This window comes from Acidimicrobiales bacterium (genome assembly GCA_030747595.1).
In the GTDB taxonomy this organism is placed as follows: domain Bacteria; phylum Actinomycetota; class Acidimicrobiia; order Acidimicrobiales; family MedAcidi-G1; genus UBA9410.
In genome coordinates this window covers 66,196-82,611 of record JASLKK010000009.1, presented here as the reverse complement: position 1 = coordinate 82,611, position 16,416 = coordinate 66,196, and the positions used below count along the sequence as shown (strand labels likewise).

At 63.4% G+C, this 16,416-nt stretch carries 14 protein-coding genes; 8 read left to right on the top strand and 6 right to left on the bottom strand.

Translation table 11 applies throughout. The features are described 5' to 3' along the window. Positions 1-2,097 (top strand): sodium-translocating pyrophosphatase, encoded by a 2,097-nt coding sequence (locus QF777_08550; GenBank protein MDP6911598.1) that lies wholly within the window; start codon positions 1-3, stop codon positions 2,095-2,097. 108 nt (positions 2,098-2,205) lie between these two features. On the opposite strand, the gene QF777_08545 is transcribed toward QF777_08550, so the two are convergent. Next, entirely contained in the window at positions 2,206-3,339 is a 1,134-nt protein-coding gene (locus QF777_08545; protein MDP6911597.1) for a peptidoglycan DD-metalloendopeptidase family protein, read from the bottom strand. A gap of 176 nt (positions 3,340-3,515) precedes the next feature. On the opposite strand from QF777_08545, the gene QF777_08540 reads away from it, so the two are divergent. From QF777_08540 to QF777_08520, 5 genes are all read left to right on the top strand, one after another. Further along, positions 3,516-5,900, top strand: coding sequence for a CoA transferase (locus QF777_08540; GenBank protein ID MDP6911596.1), 2,385 nt, complete (start codon positions 3,516-3,518; stop codon positions 5,898-5,900). 67 nt (positions 5,901-5,967) lie between these two features. After that, complete coding sequence (locus QF777_08535; protein ID MDP6911595.1) at positions 5,968-6,711, top strand: TylF/MycF/NovP-related O-methyltransferase; 744 nt, start codon at positions 5,968-5,970, stop codon at positions 6,709-6,711. After that, on the top strand, positions 6,693-7,457 hold the full coding sequence (locus QF777_08530; protein ID MDP6911594.1) for a class I SAM-dependent methyltransferase: 765 nt from the start codon (positions 6,693-6,695) through the stop codon (positions 7,455-7,457). The genes QF777_08535 and QF777_08530 overlap by 19 nt, the downstream gene beginning before the upstream one ends. A 103-nt stretch (positions 7,458-7,560) precedes the next feature. After that, positions 7,561-8,484, top strand: coding sequence for a 1,4-dihydroxy-2-naphthoyl-CoA synthase (locus QF777_08525; protein MDP6911593.1), 924 nt, complete (start codon positions 7,561-7,563; stop codon positions 8,482-8,484). Between the two features lie 28 nt (positions 8,485-8,512). Continuing rightward, complete coding sequence (locus QF777_08520; protein ID MDP6911592.1) at positions 8,513-9,004, top strand: NAD(P)H-dependent oxidoreductase; 492 nt, start codon at positions 8,513-8,515, stop codon at positions 9,002-9,004. A gap of 33 nt (positions 9,005-9,037) precedes the next feature. Here the strand turns inward: QF777_08520 and QF777_08515 are convergent, their stop codons facing one another. The 5 genes from QF777_08515 to QF777_08495 form a co-directional block, all read right to left on the bottom strand. Continuing rightward, the gene (locus QF777_08515) at positions 9,038-10,021 is read right to left on the bottom strand and encodes a TauD/TfdA family dioxygenase (GenBank protein MDP6911591.1); all 984 of its coding nucleotides are present in this window, start codon (positions 10,019-10,021) and stop codon (positions 9,038-9,040) included. Positions 10,022-10,183: 162 nt separating this feature from the next. Next, on the bottom strand, positions 10,184-10,861 hold the full coding sequence (locus tag QF777_08510) for a lysophospholipid acyltransferase family protein (GenBank protein ID MDP6911590.1): 678 nt from the start codon (positions 10,859-10,861) through the stop codon (positions 10,184-10,186). A gap of 22 nt (positions 10,862-10,883) precedes the next feature. Continuing rightward, a complete protein-coding gene (locus QF777_08505) occupies positions 10,884-11,972 on the bottom strand; it encodes a polysaccharide deacetylase family protein (protein ID MDP6911589.1) in 1,089 nt (362 codons plus the stop codon). A gap of 15 nt (positions 11,973-11,987) precedes the next feature. Continuing rightward, positions 11,988-12,626: a uracil phosphoribosyltransferase gene (gene upp, locus QF777_08500; protein MDP6911588.1), complete on the bottom strand. Its 639-nt coding sequence runs from the start codon at positions 12,624-12,626 to the stop codon at positions 11,988-11,990. Positions 12,627-12,663: 37 nt separating this feature from the next. Then, entirely contained in the window at positions 12,664-13,611 is a 948-nt protein-coding gene (locus QF777_08495) for a LysR substrate-binding domain-containing protein (GenBank protein ID MDP6911587.1), read from the bottom strand. 103 nt (positions 13,612-13,714) lie between these two features. On the opposite strand from QF777_08495, the gene QF777_08490 reads away from it, so the two are divergent. Together QF777_08490 and QF777_08485 are read left to right on the top strand one after the other, a co-directional pair. Then, entirely contained in the window at positions 13,715-14,971 is a 1,257-nt protein-coding gene (locus QF777_08490) for an aromatic ring-hydroxylating dioxygenase subunit alpha (GenBank protein MDP6911586.1), read from the top strand. A gap of 19 nt (positions 14,972-14,990) precedes the next feature. Continuing rightward, entirely contained in the window at positions 14,991-16,280 is a 1,290-nt protein-coding gene (locus QF777_08485) for an FAD-dependent oxidoreductase (protein ID MDP6911585.1), read from the top strand. Positions 16,281-16,416: the final 136 nt, after the last annotated feature.

Sequence of the window (16,416 nt, the reverse complement as noted above, 5' to 3'; positions counted from 1 at the left end):
TTGGACGCCATCCCTTATCTGGCAGGCGCGTCGGCCATTCTCGGCCTTCTGCTCGCCGGATTCTTCTTCAGCAATGTGAAGGCCGCCTCGCCCGGCGATGACCGCATGATCTTCCTGATGACCGAGATTCAGAAGGGTGCCCGGGCCTTCCTGAAGCAGGAATACAGCTGGGTATCGATCTTCGTGGTCGTTATGGCCCTCATCATCGGCATCCTGATCGCTCCGGCCGCTGCCATCACCTACGTAATCGGTGCCGTCCTCTCGGCTCTGGCCGGCTACATCGGTATGACGGTCGCCACCATGGCCAACGCCCGCACGACCGAAGCCGCCAAATCTGGTCCCGGCAAGGCACTCCCCATTGCCTTCCGCGGGGGCGCCGTGATGGGCTTTTCCGTCGCCGGGTTGGCACTGCTGGGCCTCATGGCTGTTTACGTGGTCTTCGTGCTAGCCCTCAAGGTCGACGATGCCTTCGAGGTCGTCACTGCTTACGGCCTTGGAGCCTCGTCCATCGCCCTGTTCTCCCGAGTGGGTGGCGGCATCTACACCAAGGCCGCCGACGTCGGTGCAGACCTTGTGGGCAAGGTGGAAGCAGGCATCCCGGAAGACGACCCCAGAAATCCAGCGACCATTGCTGACAACGTGGGCGACAACGTGGGCGATGTGGCCGGCATGGGTGCCGACCTCTTCGAGAGCTACGCCGGCTCGATCCTTGCTCCAATCTCGTTGGTGGCATTTGCCCTCGGCCTGGGTGCCGAGCAGGCCAGCGCGGTCACCAACATCTCTCTGCTGTCGTTCCCAATGGCCATCGCCTTTGCCGGAATGATCGCCTCGATAATCGGCTCGTTTCTGGTCAAGGGCGGCACGTCGACGGACTCCAAGGCCCTCTCCAAGGCACTCCACATGGGCACCAACGTAGCGATGGGACTCACCGTGATCGCCACGTTCGGCATCTCCTACTGGCTGTTCGGCGACAACCCTGCGTTCGAGTCCCCACTTGGTCTGGCTATCTCTGTGATCGGTGGCCTACTAGTCGGATGGGCTCTAGGGAAGACCGCCGAGTACTACACCTCGGACCACTTCGCTCCCGTGAAGAAGATCGCCGGCCAAACGGCGACTGGACCGGCTACCACCATCCTTGGTGGCATCTCCGCCGGCATGGTCTCGGTGGCCGCATCGGTCGGCCTGCTTGCAATCGGTGTGGGTGTCGCCTACTGGGGTGGCGAAATGGCGTTCGACACCATTGGCAACCTCGACGGCGGGATCTATGGCATCGCCGTGGCCGCCATCGGCATGCTGGCCACCACCGGCGTGGTCGTGTCGGTCGACGCCTATGGGCCGATCGCCGACAACGCCGGTGGCATTGCCGAGATGGCTGAACTGGACCCAAGCGTTCGAGAGGTCACCGATGCCCTGGACTCCCTAGGCAATACCACGGCAGCCGTGGCCAAGGGCTTCGCCGTCGGTTCGGCGGCCCTCACCGCCCTAGCGTTATTCAAGAGTTTTGAGTTCGCCGTAGCCCAGGCGGGTGGTTCCCTCAGCCTTGACGTTGGTCAGGTGGAGGTGTTCATCGGCCTTTTCCTCGGTGCCATGCTTCCGTTCCTATTCGCCGCCCTCACCATCGACGCCGTGGGCCGCGCCGCCCAGGAGATGATCGAAGAAGTCCGTCGACAGTTCCGGGAGATCCCAGGTCTGCGAGAGGGCCAACCGGGCGTTAACCCTGACTCGGCCCGTTGTGTGGCTATCTCGACGGCCGCATCGCTTAAGGAGATGATCATCCCCGGTGCACTCGCTGTAGTGGTGCCCCTCGTTTTGGGCTTTATCAGCGTGGACACGCTCGGGGGCTTCCTCGCCGGCGCCCTCGTCTCCGGCTTCTGCCTAGCCATCTTCATGGCCAACGCCGGTGGCGCCTGGGACAACGCCAAGAAGTACATCGAGGCCGGCGCCCTAGGCGGGAAGGGTTCGGATAACCACAAGGCTGCCGTCGTCGGCGACACCGTGGGTGACCCCTTCAAGGACACATCGGGCCCGGCCATGAACATTCTCATCAAGGTGATGACGATCGTCTCGTTGGTATTCGCCTCGGCCTTTGTCGGCTGATTCGGCGGTGGTGGCCGCGGGCGCCTAACCGACTCGCAAAGTTGTGCAGAGGGCTCCTCGGGCCTCTCTGCACAACCACAAGACCCATTGAGCGATAGTCGGATTGCCTCAGCCTGGGAGCACGATCATCGGGTCCTTGGGCTCGCCACCAGTACGAACCTCGAAGTGGAGGTGGGGTCCGGTCGACCAGCCGGTTGAGCCGCACCTTCCCAACACCTCCCCCTTATCGATCTGATAGCCCGTCGATACAAGGAGGTCCTCCTGATGTGCGTACAGCGTGATGACCGGACCCTCGTGCTCGATCAGGACGACGTTGCCGTATCCGGACTTCATGCCCGCGAAGATCACCTTGCCCGCCTTAGCGGCCCAGATCGGCTGTCCTCGAACACAGCCGATGTCGACACCGTTGTGCTGACGCATCGTTCCAAAGATTGGGTGCATGCGGGGGCCGAACCAGGACGTCAGGCGGCCCTCCATGGGCATGATGAACCCCTGGCCTGACTCCTTGGTCAGATCAGGGGCCGACTTCCGGAGTTCCTCGGCGATGAGGTTGTCGATCAGGATTGCCATCAAGTATTCCTGCCGCTCAAAGCTTCTGATCTCGGCCTCATAGTCCGTAATACGGCTCTGGAGCTCACCCTTCACGTTCTCCTTGGCGGCGATCCTTCGATCCAAGACGAGGATTGACGATTCAAGCTCGCGTTGCCGGGCCTGGGCGTCGATGATCGCGTCATCGGCGGACCGTGCGACGTCTTCGAGGTCGGACTCCAGTGCCCGCATCCGGTCCACCAGATCTCCCCGGTCGCCGGTCACCGCATCGAGGATGGCAGCACGCCGAACCCCGGCGGTCAGGTCATCGGACTCCAGGAGGTTGCCGGGGCGGATCCGGCCGATGTAGACGTCGACGGCCAACTCCCTAATCCGCTGTCGTAGATCGGTCACCTCGACGGAGATTTCCTCGGCTTGAACCCACCGCAGAGTGGCCTCGGCCTCGGCAGCCTCGATGGCCTGCCGCGCCGCGAGGATCTTGGCTTCCTGGAGCGCCACGGCATCGTCAAGGGCGTGCAGTGCATCCGAAACCTGCTCGTCGGCGGCCTCCACCAACCCGAGTGCCTCGGCAGCCTCCGCCGCCAGGCCCTTAGCCGACTCCCTGCGGTCCCGTGCGTCCCGAATGGAATCGGTGTCCTTGACCGCTCCGGCCGGCACGGCCACCAGGAGCGTTCCGGTCAACAACGAGGCCATCAGTCCGACCAGAACAACAGCCCGTAGACGGTGCGCTCGCCAAACGAGCAGGCGTCTGGAGGACGCAACGGAGGTGGGGATAGGTCGGAGTGGCACTGTGGTGAAGGGAATCGTCTCGGCCGAGAGGGTACCCGTGGGTTCCATGGCCATCGGGGGCAGGTGGTAGACCATCGCGCATGGCCCCCACAAGTCATCCGCTCGCCGACCTACGGGTACTCGATCTGACAGATGGTCGGGGCGACCTCTGCGGTCGACTACTAGCCGACTTCGGTGCCGATGTACTACGGATCGAGCCGCCGGAAGGGGTGGAGTCCCGCCGAAGGGCTCCATTTGGCCCGGACGGGTCGTCACTACATTTCGCTGTACGCAACTCCAACAAGCGATCCGCGGTCCTAGACCTGCAGAATCCGGAGGCCGTCCGAGACCGGGAGACCTTCCTGGCCCGAGTTGCGGACGCTGACGTAGTTGTTGAGTCGTGGACACCGGGGACTCTCGACAGACTCGGACTCGGCCCGGACGTCCTCTTGGCTGCAAACCCAGAGCTGGTGGTGGCATCTCTTACCGACTTCGGTCAGACCGGCCCCGACAGGGACCTTGCCTCCACCGATGACGTGGTCTTCGCCCTGTCGGGTTGGCAGTCCCTGAGTGGGGTGCCCGATAAGCCGCCACTCCTGTTGCCTGGATCGATCGCCAGTGACACCGTCGGCATTCTGGGCGCCTTTGCTGTGCTCGTCGCCCTCGTCCATCGGGCCCGAGGAGCCGGCGGGCAACACCTCGACGTGTCGGCTCTGGAGGCGGTGAGCCAGATGAACACCTGGGGTCTGGCCAATACCAGCGACAGTCTCCGAAGGGGGTCGATTCCGCCCACGGTGCGGTCTGGTGACAGCCCGATGTACCCGACCTTCGACGCCGCCGACGGCAAGGTCAGATGCGTCATCATGACGCGACGCCAGTGGTCTGCCATGTGGGAGTGGATGGGTTCACCCGAGGCGTTCGCCGATGACTACTGGGCCGACTACGTCAACCGGCTTATGAACGCCGACGTCATCAATGAGTTGTACGCCGGACACTGGGCCGGGCTGCCCATGATCGAAGGATGCCGCGAAGCCCAACGCCGAGGGGTGGTGGCCACTCCCCTGCTCTCACCGGCTGACCTCCTAACCGATGAACACTTTGCTGCCCGAGGCACCTTCACGACCGCCGAGGTCACCCCTGGAGTAGAAGCACCAGTATTTGCCGGATCCATGGAAATCGACGGAGTTCGTATCGGTCATCGACAGCGGGCCCCCGAACCCGGTGAACACAAGGCGTCCTTCGATGGCCCCCGTTTCACCATGTCCTCGCCACTAGGACCGGCATCGGATCTACCGTTACGGGGCCTACGGGTGGCCGACTTGGGACACGGCGGTGTCGGGGTGGAATGCGGCCGCATGCTTGCCGAATACGGCGCCGACGTGGTCAAGGTCGAAAGCCATGCCTATCCCGACTTCATCCGCATCATCATGGGCAGCGAGATGAGCAGCCCGTTTGCGTCGTCGAATCGGACCAAGCGGTGTCTAGGTCTCGACCTAAAGCACCCGGACTCCCTCCAGGTCATCGAACATCTGGTGGCGTGGGCCGATGTCATCGTGGAAAACAACTCGACGGGCACGATGGCTGCCCTCGGGATCGGTTGGAACGACGTCCATCGGATGAACCCTGGCGCCGTTCTCATGTCCAGCCAGTTGATGGGGTCACGGGGGCCTCAGGCCGAGTGGTCTGGCTACGGTCCCACCATCCAGACGACCGGTGGTCTCAGTTGGTTGTGGGCATTCGACGACGGAGCCGGACCTCCGGGCAGCAACGCGATCCACCCAGATCACTTGGCCGGTCGACTCGGGGCGCTTGGCGCATTGGCCGCGGTAGTCGGTCGGGACCGGGGCGCCACCGGCTCGCACGTGGAGGTCGCTCAAGTCGAGGCGCTCATGGCCACATTGGCCGACGAGTTCCTGGCCGAAGCGCTCAATCCAGGCAGTGTGCAACCCCGGGGGAACTCCTCTCCAGGTGGAGCGCCATGGGGAACCTTTCCCTGTGCCGGTGAACAACGGTGGGTCGTGGTGTGTGTTCGCGAGGACAAGGACTGGGAGGGTCTTTGTCGGGCCATGGGCAACCCGGATTGGGCTCGGGAGTCCTCGTTGGCCACCACTAAGGGACGAATGGCCGACCGGGCACGTGTAGAAAGGCTCGTAGCCGAATGGACGGCTGGTTTAGATCGGGCCGAGGTCCAGAATCGCTGCCAGGCCGAAGGCGTACCGGCCGGCCGGGTGATGTTCTGTGTCGACCAGCTCGAGGATCCGCATCTCGCCGAACGCGGTTTCCTGATGGACGTCGATCAGCAGGGACTGGGACCCATTGTTCTAGCCGGCCCGTGCTTCACTGGGTCGGGCATGGGCCCCCCGGCAATCTTCCAGGCACCATTCATCGGAGAACACAGTCGCCGTTTCTGCACCGGGGATCTAGGAATGGATCCAGGGCATGTCGACGTCCTAATCCAATCAGGAGCCCTTGAGGCCCTTGACTGACCGAGGCGACCCGACAACCGTTGACGACAGGCGGGAGTCGCTGGACGGGGTTAAAGGAGGGTCAAGAATGATCGATGGGTCGTCCGCTCTTCTTCGTCGTCGTTATCTGGACTTGATGGCCGGCTGTCTGTGTCGGGATTTGTTTCCAGAAATGGAACCCGACGTCGAGATAGCAGCCCGCTCTGAAGGACGCGACTGGCCAGCTTCGGCAGAGACCATGATCGGTCGGCGGCGACTCGACAACCTTGTGGACTGCCTGACCATGGTGCTCGACAACGATGTGCCCGGCGACCTGATGGAGACCGGCGTGTGGCGTGGTGGAGCCACGGTCCTTATGCGAGGTGCCCTGGCCGCATGGGGAGACGACAACCGATCCGTATGGGTGGCCGACTCGTTCCGGGGACTACCGCCACCCGATGCTGAAACTTGGCCGGCAGACAAGGGAGTAGACCTCTCCGAGGTGGAGGCACTGGCCGTTTCGCGACCTGAGGTCGAGGCATCGTTCGCCCGCTACGGACTGTTGGATAGCCAAGTTCGCTTCCTAGAGGGTTGGTTCGCCGACACGCTGCCCACGGCCCCCATCGAGCGCCTCGCCCTGCTGCGGTTAGACGGCGATCTCTACCAGTCAACGTGGGAGGCACTCGAGAACCTGTATCCGAAGCTCTCAGTGGGCGGGATCCTGATCGTGGACGACTACGGGGCGTTCGAACCATGCCGGCAGGCCGTCGAGGACTACCGCGCTAGATGCAACATTTCCGAGGTGGTCGTCCCGGTTGACTGGACGGGCGTCTGGTGGCAACGGACCCATTGAACGAAGATCCGGTAGCTGAACTGCCCGTATCGGCAGCCGGAGACGTCGATTATCCGACGTACTTCCACCTCCTGGTCGACGTACACCGACGGTTACGACCAGTCCGCTACCTGGAAATCGGCGTCAATCAGGGACACTCGCTTGGCCTCGTTCGACCCCAGACCAAGATCGTGGGAGTCGACCCAGAACCGCTGGTCACGGCCCTCGACCATCCCGACTGGACGATGGTTGCCGCCACCTCTGAGGAGTTCTTCAAGTCTCACGACGTCACAGGTCTCCTGGGTGGTTCGGTGGACCTGGCGTTCGTTGACGGACTGCATCACTTCGAGGTGGCGATGGCTGATGTTCTGGCCATCGAGCCTTACGCCCATCCGGGAACGGTGGTGCTGGTCCATGACGTCCTGCCGATCGACGCTGCCACGTCCACCCGTGATCGGATGACAGCCGTGTGGAGCGGTGACGTATGGAAGGCGGTCGTGCTCCTCCGGGAGAACCGGCCTGACCTCACGGTCACCACGCTGGACGTAGGGCCAACGGGCATGGCCGTGATCACCGGTTTCGGCGATCAGTCGTCAACCTCGGCATTGGCGGTGCCAGACGACACCTGGATAGATGCAGCGGTGTCGAAGATGATGCCCGTCACTTATGACGATTTACAGGCTATGGGACTGAGTGAAGCTCTAAGTCTGGCGCCGGGCACGCCAAGTGCCCTTGAGGAATGCCTATCCGGTTTTGGGGTGCCCTAGATGCCCTGAGCTGGCGCTTCTTCAGCAGGAATGCCGGATATCGACGGAGCGATCGCGGGGCTGGTTCCAGCCCGATCTAGATCCGGTCCTATGCTCCCGGCCCATGACGACGGACGATTCGGACCGCACGATTTCAGCGATCTTCGATCCCAGTAGGTGGGAGGTGGTGCCGGGCTTCGACCTGACCGACCTGACCTACCACCGGGCCGTGGACCAGGCCACAGTGCGGATCGCCTTTGATCGGCCAGAGGTGCGGAACGCCTTCCGACCGCACACGGTCGACGAGTTGTTCAGGGTCTTGGACCATGCCCGGATGAGTTCCGACGTGGGCACCGTCCTGTTAACCGGCAACGGTCCGTCCAGCAGTGACGGCGGTTGGGCCTTTTGCTCGGGCGGCGACCAACGGATCCGCGGAACGGACGGTTACCGCTACGCCGACGGAGACACCGCTGAGTCGGTGGATCCCGCGCGCACTGGTCGCCTCCATATTCTCGAAGTGCAACGACTTATCCGGTTCATGCCCAAGGTTGTCATCGCCGTGGTGCCCGGCTGGGCGGCCGGCGGTGGTCACAGCCTCCACGTGGTGGCCGACCTCACTCTGGCCAGTCGGCAGCACGCGAAATTCAAGCAAACCGACGCCGATGTGGCCAGTTTCGACGGTGGCTTCGGATCGGCATACCTGGCACGCCAGGTGGGACAAAAGTTCGCCCGGGAAATTTTCTTCCTCGGTCGGGAATACGACGCGGAGCAAATGCATGCCATGGGCGCCGTCAACGAGGTCGTCGAGCACGAACGACTTGAGGAGGCGGCCCTCGAGTGGGCAGCCGCCATCAACGCAAAGAGTCCGATGGCTCAAAGAATGCTCAAATTCTCGTTCAACCTCATTGATGACGGGCTGGTTGGCCAGCAGGTGTTCGCCGGCGAGGCCACCCGTTTGGCCTACGGCACCGACGAGGCCCGGGAGGGTCGTGACGCCTTCCTGGAGAAGCGCCCCCAGGACTTCGACGACTTCCCGTATCACTTCTGAACCCATCTCAGATGAAGACCCTGCCCCGGTGACAGACGACGAGACGCTCCAACTGCTGGTGGTCCTGCATTCTGCTTCTGGCGGGACCCAAATGCTGGTGGACGCTGCAGTTGCCGGTGCTCGGGACCCGGCAATAGCTGCAACCGCCGGCATGCATGTCGACGTGGTCGTCCGCGGAGCGTTCGAAGCCGACGTCGACGACGTCCTGGGCGCTGACGGCTACCTCCTAGCCACCCCGGAGAACTTCGGGTACATGTCCGGAGCCTTGAAAGACTTCTTCGATCGGACCTACTACCCGTGCCTGGAACACACAAGAGCCCGGCCCTACGGACTCCTCGTCAAGGCTGGGGGAGGTGGATCTGCAGCGGTTGAGGCCGTGGTCCCGCTGGCCACTGGTCTGGACTGGCGGGCAGTCATACCGCCGTTAGTGGTGACGGGGGACGTCACCGATGCCGACCTAGAAGCAGCCACTGAGCTGGGAGCAACGTTGGCCGGAGGCATGAGCACCGGCCTCTGGTAACAGGACTCCTAAAAGCGTCCAATACTGCCTGCATTAGGCGACGGGGCGTTCTCCCCTGATGCTGGCACGTTCCATGACTCGCACGGCGGGCCAGTAGTCGCTGCTCGCGTAATGCTGGACGGACCGGTTGTCCCAGAAGGCGATAGACCCTGGTTCCCAGCGAAAACGGCACTGGTATTCGGGGTAATCCGTCTGTCGACAGAGGCGGTCCAATAGGTCAATACTTTCCCCATGGCTGCGGCCAACGAATCGATCTACGAAGACTCTGTTCACATAGAGAAACTGACGGCCGGTTCGATCATGAGTGCAGACCACAGGGTGTTCGACTTCTGGGTAAAGGGCTCGAAACTCGTCCTTGCGTTCATCGGGCACCTGCGAGCCGAACGACCGCTCGAAAGAATGGACCGCCGAGAGACCGTCGATCTCGGCTCGCAGGTCGCCGGGAAGCCCGTCGTGTGCGGCACACATGTCAGCGAACAAGGTGTCTCCACCGATCGGTGGCGCCTCGACGCACCGCAGGATGGTCGACTTCGAGGGCCTTTCTCTCCAGGTCACGTCATGGTGCCAGTTGTTCTCATAGCCGCCGACGTCTGGGCCTTTGTCGAAACGGACCAGCTCCGGCTGAAAGTCGTCGGATGGAAGGAACGGGTGGACCTCCAACTCGCCGAACCGCCGAGCGAGTCTCAAGTGCTGGTCCTTGGTCAAGTGCTGTTCACGGAAGAAGACGACCTTGTAGGTGTCCAGCGCGATCTGGACATCGTCGATGACCTCGATTGGCAGGTCGCCAGACAGGTCGACGCCGTGCAGCACCGCTCCAACCGTCGGAGCCACAAGGTGGGCGTCGAAGTGTTCCCAGGAACGGCCCAGCAGGAGCTCACGCTCGTCAGCGATGTGACCCACGGGACCGAGTTGCATTCGCTTGTCCGGCGTCCACCTCCGCTTCCCCTCGAGGTCTGCCGAGGAGTCGTAGGTGGCCAGTACCTCAACCTCGACGGCGGGCACGGGTGTAGACGACATGAACGGACAATAGGAGCCCGAAGTGACATAGCAAGGGTCGGCGCTGGACGAACGCCGAACTGTCGAAAGCCCGCCGGAAACGGTGCTCGTCTCCGAGGCCCTGCGAACGGACTTCGGCGCGTGGGCCCCTTACAGACACGTTCAGGGTTTATCCACCAGCCCTCAGGCAACTCGACCGGTCTTGCGATCCGACTCGACAACCTGACGGGCGATGGCCTCCATGATCCGGTCGGTTGCATCCCGGGCCGCCTCGTCGGCAATGACACCCACCACCTCGGAGCTCACGGCTAGAGGAAATCGGTGACCCGGCCTAATCCGAGGCATGGACGCCCCGCGGGGCCAGAAGCGTTCAGTACCGCTGGCGCCGATAGCCACCACCGGGAGGCCGGTGTCCATGGCCAGACGTCCAATCCCCGAACGGGCACGCCCCACCCCGGTCGGGGCCCATTCCGCTTCGGGCACGATCCGACCCTCCGGCATAATCGCCACCGACCATCCCTGGTGCAGCGCATCGGTGGCCAGCTCCAGCGCTTCCGTGCCATCGACTGGAATGCAACGTAGACGCTTGAGCAGCCAACCGATGCCCGCCCGCTTGAAGTACGAGCCGGCCACCAGGGGGCGGATGGGCCATCCCCAACGGCTGAATGTATTGGCCGCCAGGAGGAGGTCAGCCAGACTCCGGTGGTTGGCTGCGTGGATGACCGGACCGGGCGTGACATCGGGTGGGGGCCCGATCTCGAGCCGGGTCACCAAGCTCATGGCGCGGGCCACCCGGTGCTGAACGGACAGGAGGGCCGTTGCCTCGTCTACGGGTGGCCCGTTGGGAAACTGCCGTGTCACCCGACGGAGGGTACGGGTGTCATCACCCCTCGGGGGCGATCTCGGGGCGATGACAACCAAGGGAAGCGTCCTGTCGTCGTCCGGCGTCAACCGCCCACACGCAAATTAGGGCGTCGGGAACCTCGTCCAGGTGAACGATGAAGTCGTGGTCTGATCCTGTCCGGGACGCCGTCGTGGTCGGTGCCTCCTGGTCGGGGTCGCCCACACTCACGCGGATGTCCAGACCGCCCCTCGGGGCGTCGGCGTCGTAAGCCCAACCCGTGACCTCCAGGACAGCACCGACGGTCGCTACCCGATCCACCCGGCCAACCGGCGTGGCATCGCTCCCCCGGGTCGCCATCCGGGCTTCACGTTCCCCCGGGGCACGACAAGTCGGCAAGGCATCGAACCTCCATCCGTCGTCGTGGAATACCGGTAGCAGGTCGTCCACGATGTGGAGCGACAGCCACTTCCGGTCGTGAAGCAACACCACCGCACCGTCGCGCCGCTTTCGGGTCAAGTAGTCAACAACTACTGGTACCCAGGGGTTGAGCCACTCCTGTGGATCGGCAGTCCAGCCGACATGGGTCATGTCCAGCGAACCGGCCACCGAGTGGACCATCTCGTTAAGGTCGCCGTAGGGCGCACGCCAGCACGAGGGTCGGAATCCAGTCCGGTCGGCCAGTAGAAGCGACGCTTCCTCGAGATCAGCGGCCACGCTCCATGGATCCTGTTCGGTCAACTTCCGGTGGTGAGTGGAGTGATTGCCGACCGCATGCCCCCGGTTCAACAGGTCCTGAACCTCGTCACTCCCCCACCGGGCTGCCAGGTTCCGTCCCAGGAGGAAGAAGGTGGCGCGGGCGCCGTGCCGATCCAGCAGGTCCAGCAGGATCGGGGTGAAGAGTTGGTCGGGACCGTCGTCGAAAGTCAGGTAGACGACCCCGGGGTCTCGGCTGGTCGGGTGGCCGTCGGCCCCACCGATCTCGGCCCCGGTGTCCTCCACTTCACCGACATCCACCAGACCAGTCGGGGCCGCTCGCGCCGGTCCAGTGGTCAGGGCAGCCATCAGGCCGAAGGCCATCAGGATCAGCACGGCGGCACCCAGCCGGCCGCCAACGTGAACTTGTTTCACCGAAACAACCCCGAATCAAGTCGTCCCGAAGATCCGGTCACCGGCGTCTCCAAGCCCGGGAACGATGTAGCCAACCTCGTTTAGACATTCGTCGACCGATGCCGTCCAGATGGCCACGTCGGGATGGGCGACCTGAAGAGCCTCGATGCCCTCCGGGGCTGCCAGGAGGCACAGAAACCGAATCGACGCCGGCCCGTCGAGCTTTATTCGGTCGAGGGCCGCGGCGGCTGAGTTGCCGGTAGCCAACATGGGGTCCACCACGATGATCGTTCGGCCTTTCAGCGGAGGGAACTTGCAGTAGTACTCGACAGCTTCGAGGGTGTCGTGGTCCCTATAGAGGCCGACATGGCCTACCCGGGCCGAAGGGATCACCTGGAGCACGCCGTCGAGTAGCCCGTTGCCGGCCCGGAGGATCGACACCACCACCGGATCCTCGACCAGTTCCGGCTGATCGGTTTCGGTCATCGGCGTGGTGATCCGGACGTTTCGTAGCTCGAGGTCACGTGTCACCTCGTAAGCCAAGAGGAGACTGATCTCGGTCAGCAGGGATCGGAACTGCCCACTGGGCGTCTCGACCCGTCGCATCTGGGTGAGCTTGTGGGCCACCAGCGGATGGTCGATGACATGCAGGCCGGAGATGGCGGGTTCATTCATGGCCGCACCCTAGGTCGGCCCCCCAGCCGGCACTTCCTCAAGCGTGGTCGAGCAGCCAGTCGCGCAGCAGTTCAGTGGCGGAGTCGAGGGAGCGGCCCGGCGGTGCGTTCAGCCACAACGGCTCGTCAGTGGTGACCGCCTCAGCCATCGGTCGCACGAGGCGCCCCTGCGCTACCAGGTCGGACACCAGGTGGTGCCATCCAAGGGCAACCCCCTGCCCCTCCATGGCGGCGTGGAGCAGTACCGAGTAGTCATTGGTGATGCCTTGACCTGCCCCGCCCAGCACACCGGAGCCGGCGGCGGCTAACCACTCGGACCATCGCATCCGGGATCGGTGTCGTTCCTGAAGCGCCAGAAGGTCCGCTCCCATCAACTGATCGGATGTCCACGGCATCGGCCCGACGGATGCGGCGTACTCCGGGCTGCAGACCGGATAGACGGTCTCGTCGGTCAGGGCCCATCGTTGGCAGCCCGGCCAACGGGCCCGACCAACTGGGATGAACAGGTCGACCGATCCGGTGTCAAAATTGCGATCCGAATCCGTGGTGACACATCGCACGTCGATCTCCGGGTGATCGGCCTTGAATCGGGTCAGACGGGGAATCAGCCAGTTGCTGGCCGTGGCCGTGGATACCGAGATGGTCACCACCTCGGTGAGGTGGTCGTGGAGGTATTGGACGTCTCGGACCGCTTGGTGGACACGGGCCAGACCGGCACCCACGCCGTCAGCCAGGATCCGACCCTCTGCGGTGAGGCGTATCCCCCGGTGGTCTCGATCGAACAGGGCGCAACCGAACCATCGTTCCAACTGGCGGATGGCGTGGCTGATCGCCGACTGGCCGATCTCTAGTTCGTCTGCCGCGCTAGAGAAACTTTCATGTCGTGCCACTATGGCGAACGTGTTCAGTCCTTGGATCGACGGGAGGTCTCCGGTCCTTGATGTCGGGCCGCTTGCGCCGGACTGGTGGGTAGTGATCTGATTCATGGTCCCATGAGATTACTCATGCTTTACACAGAGTGAAACCGGGCGTACCGTCGCGCCGTTGTCGCCGTGGACAGATGATCACGAATGCGACTCCCTTTGCTGTATGACCACTTCCACCGAACAGTTGTATTTCGTCCCGGAGTCCCGATGGACCACCGAGGAGGCATGGGTCGGGACTCGGCGTCCCGTCCACGAGGCCCACGCGCTCCCGGCCGACTGTTACGTCGACGAGTCCTTCTTCGCCGACGAACAAGAGTGCGTCTTCGCCACCTCGTGGGTCTGTGTCGGCCTCCACGACGAGCTTGATTCCCCTGGTAGCGCCATTGTGAGAACGGTCGCCGGCCGCTCGGTGATCCTCACCCGTAACGCCGACGGTCGTCTTCGAGGCTTCATGAATTCGTGCAGCCATCGCGGTACCCAGTTGCTCGAGGACGACTGCACGTTAGGCAGCATGATCCGATGCCCATATCACCGCTGGGGCTACGACCGTGACGGTGCCCTCATGGCCACTCCGAAGTTCGCCGATGCTGGCGTGGACGGGTTCGATCCTTCTGACTACGGGCTTCACCCGGTGCGGGTCGATACCTGGCAGTGCCTTCTAGTGGTCTGCCTGTCCGAAGAAACCCCGCCGGTACACGAATGGTTCGGCGACCTCGGCGACCGGCTGTATGGCTACCGGCTGGCCGATTGGCGGAGTCACTTGACCCAGTGCATGGAGATCGAATCCAACTGGAAGCTCATCAGCGAGAACTTCCAGGAGTACTACCACCTTCGCTGGGTTCATCCGGAACTGGCGAAGGTCTCCAGGGTCGAAGACCACTACCGCTACCAGGGCGCCGGCATGTACTGCGGTCAGACCACCACCCCGCTGTCCAACGACGAGCGGGGCGACTGGGCGACCATGCCCCCCGCCGAGGGGCTCGACCAATCCCATATGGCCAGTGGACGGTTCATCGCGCTGTTCCCGAACGTGCTCCTTAGCATCCTTCCCAACCACGTCTTCGTGATGCGCCTTGAACCGATCGCACCCGGCATGACCCGTGAGGTCTGTACCTGGTTGCTACCGCCGTCCAATCCCCACGTTGCAGACGAGGACTTCGCCACCACCCGGGATTTCTGGCTGGACGTCAACGGTGAGGACATCGACATCGTTCAGCGTGGACAAAAGGGCCTCACCGCCGGCGGGTACACGCCGGGCCGCCTTTCCCCGCGTTTCGAGGAGCCACTCCACCGGTTTCACAACATGCTCGCTGACCGGTTCACCGGATCCACTCGGATTCCAGCCGGCGACGAATCCGACGATCAACCGCTCTACGGAACCGGGGTCAACCCACTTCCGTGGCGCAGGGTCGAACTCTAGGAAGAAGGGAAGACAGCCCATGGGGAAACAATCCCCGAAGTACTCGGCGAGCTCGCTGATCAAGCACGGTCTGACCGGGGGCGATTGGCCGAGAATGTGGCGACGCCCAGAGATGCGATCGTCATACGACGTGGTCATCGTCGGTGGCGGCCTGCACGGCTTGGCCACCGCCTATTACCTGGCCGAGAACCACGGCATCACCAACGTCGCCGTGGTCGACAAGGGTTACATCGGTGGCGGTGGCTCAGGTCGCAATACGGCCATCGTGCGCTCCAACTACCTCACGCCGGAGGGCGTGGCCTTTTATGACCGGTCGCTCACTCTGTACAACACGATGGCTACCGACCTGAACTTGAACGTCATGTTCTCCAGACGGGGCCATCTGACACTGGCCCACACCGACTCTGCGCTTCGGACCATGCACTGGCGGGCTGAGGTCAACAAGCTCCAAGGCATCGACTCCAGCGTCATCGACCCCCAGGAGGTCAAGAAGCAGGCGCCCAGTCTCGACATCTCGTCGGACACCCGGTACCCGATCCTGGGTGCACTTCACCACCCCCCGGGCGGCATCGTCCGGCACGACGCGGTTGTCTGGGGCTACGCCCGCGGTGCTGATGTACACGACGTCCATATCCTCCAGGAGACCGAGGTCCTCGACATCATGGTCGAGGGCGGTTCAGGCCCCGGGGGGAAGGGTGCGGGCGGCAAGGTCACTGGCGTCAAGACCAGCCGTGGCGATATCAGTGCCCCAGTTGTCGTGAACTGCACGGCCGGTTGGGCGACGTTGATTTCCAACATGGCCGGGGTGCCACTACCCATTACCACCCACCCCTTGCAGGCGGCGGTCACCGAGCCGTGCAAGGTGTTCCTGCCAACCGTGGTGGTGTCGGGTTCACTGCACGTCTACGTCAGTCAGACCGACCGCGGCGAGCTCGTGTTCGGCGCTTCAGTCGACCCGGTGGGCACCTACCGGGTCAATGGCACCCTCGAGTTCACCGAGGAACTGGCCGGCCACGTACTGGAGCTCATGCCGGGCATCTCCAAGATGCGCCTGCTGCGCCAGTGGTCTGGGTTGTGTGACATGACTCCGGACTACTCGCCTGTGATGGGCAACACACCCGTCGAGGGCTACCTGGTCGACGTCGGCTGGGGTACCTACGGATTCAAGGCCGGCCCGGTGGCTGGCGAAACCCTGGCTGAGACGATCGCCACCGGTCGCAATGCGGACCTGATCGCAGCCTTCGGCATCGAACGCTTCACCGAGGGTGACCTTGTTGGCGAAAAGGGTGCTGCGGCGGTGGGTCACTAATGATCATTGTTCCCTGTCCCAACTGTGGTCCCCGGAACTCCGGGGACCTTCGACCGGCTGGAGAGGTCATCTCCCGGCCCGATCCCGGCACATGCTCGTTGAGCGAGTGGCGCGAATACCTGTACATGCGACCCAA

Bases quoted from the DNA above. Each gene is read 5' to 3' on its own strand.
- QF777_08545 (MDP6911597.1), bottom strand. From the start codon at position 3,339: ATGGCCTCGTTGTTGACCGGAACGCTCCTGGTGGCCGTGCCGGCCGGA.
- QF777_08540 (MDP6911596.1), top strand. From the start codon at position 3,516: ATGGCCCCCACAAGTCATCCGCTCGCCGACCTACGGGTACTCGATCTG.
- QF777_08535 (MDP6911595.1), top strand. From the start codon at position 5,968: ATGATCGATGGGTCGTCCGCTCTTCTTCGTCGTCGTTATCTGGACTTG.
- QF777_08525 (MDP6911593.1), top strand. From the start codon at position 7,561: ATGACGACGGACGATTCGGACCGCACGATTTCAGCGATCTTCGATCCC.
- QF777_08515 (MDP6911591.1), bottom strand. From the start codon at position 10,021: ATGTCGTCTACACCCGTGCCCGCCGTCGAGGTTGAGGTACTGGCCACC.
- upp (MDP6911588.1), bottom strand. From the start codon at position 12,626: ATGAATGAACCCGCCATCTCCGGCCTGCATGTCATCGACCATCCGCTG.
- QF777_08495 (MDP6911587.1), bottom strand. From the start codon at position 13,611: ATGAATCAGATCACTACCCACCAGTCCGGCGCAAGCGGCCCGACATCA.
- QF777_08490 (MDP6911586.1), top strand. From the start codon at position 13,715: ATGACCACTTCCACCGAACAGTTGTATTTCGTCCCGGAGTCCCGATGG.
- QF777_08485 (MDP6911585.1), top strand. From the start codon at position 14,991: ATGGGGAAACAATCCCCGAAGTACTCGGCGAGCTCGCTGATCAAGCAC.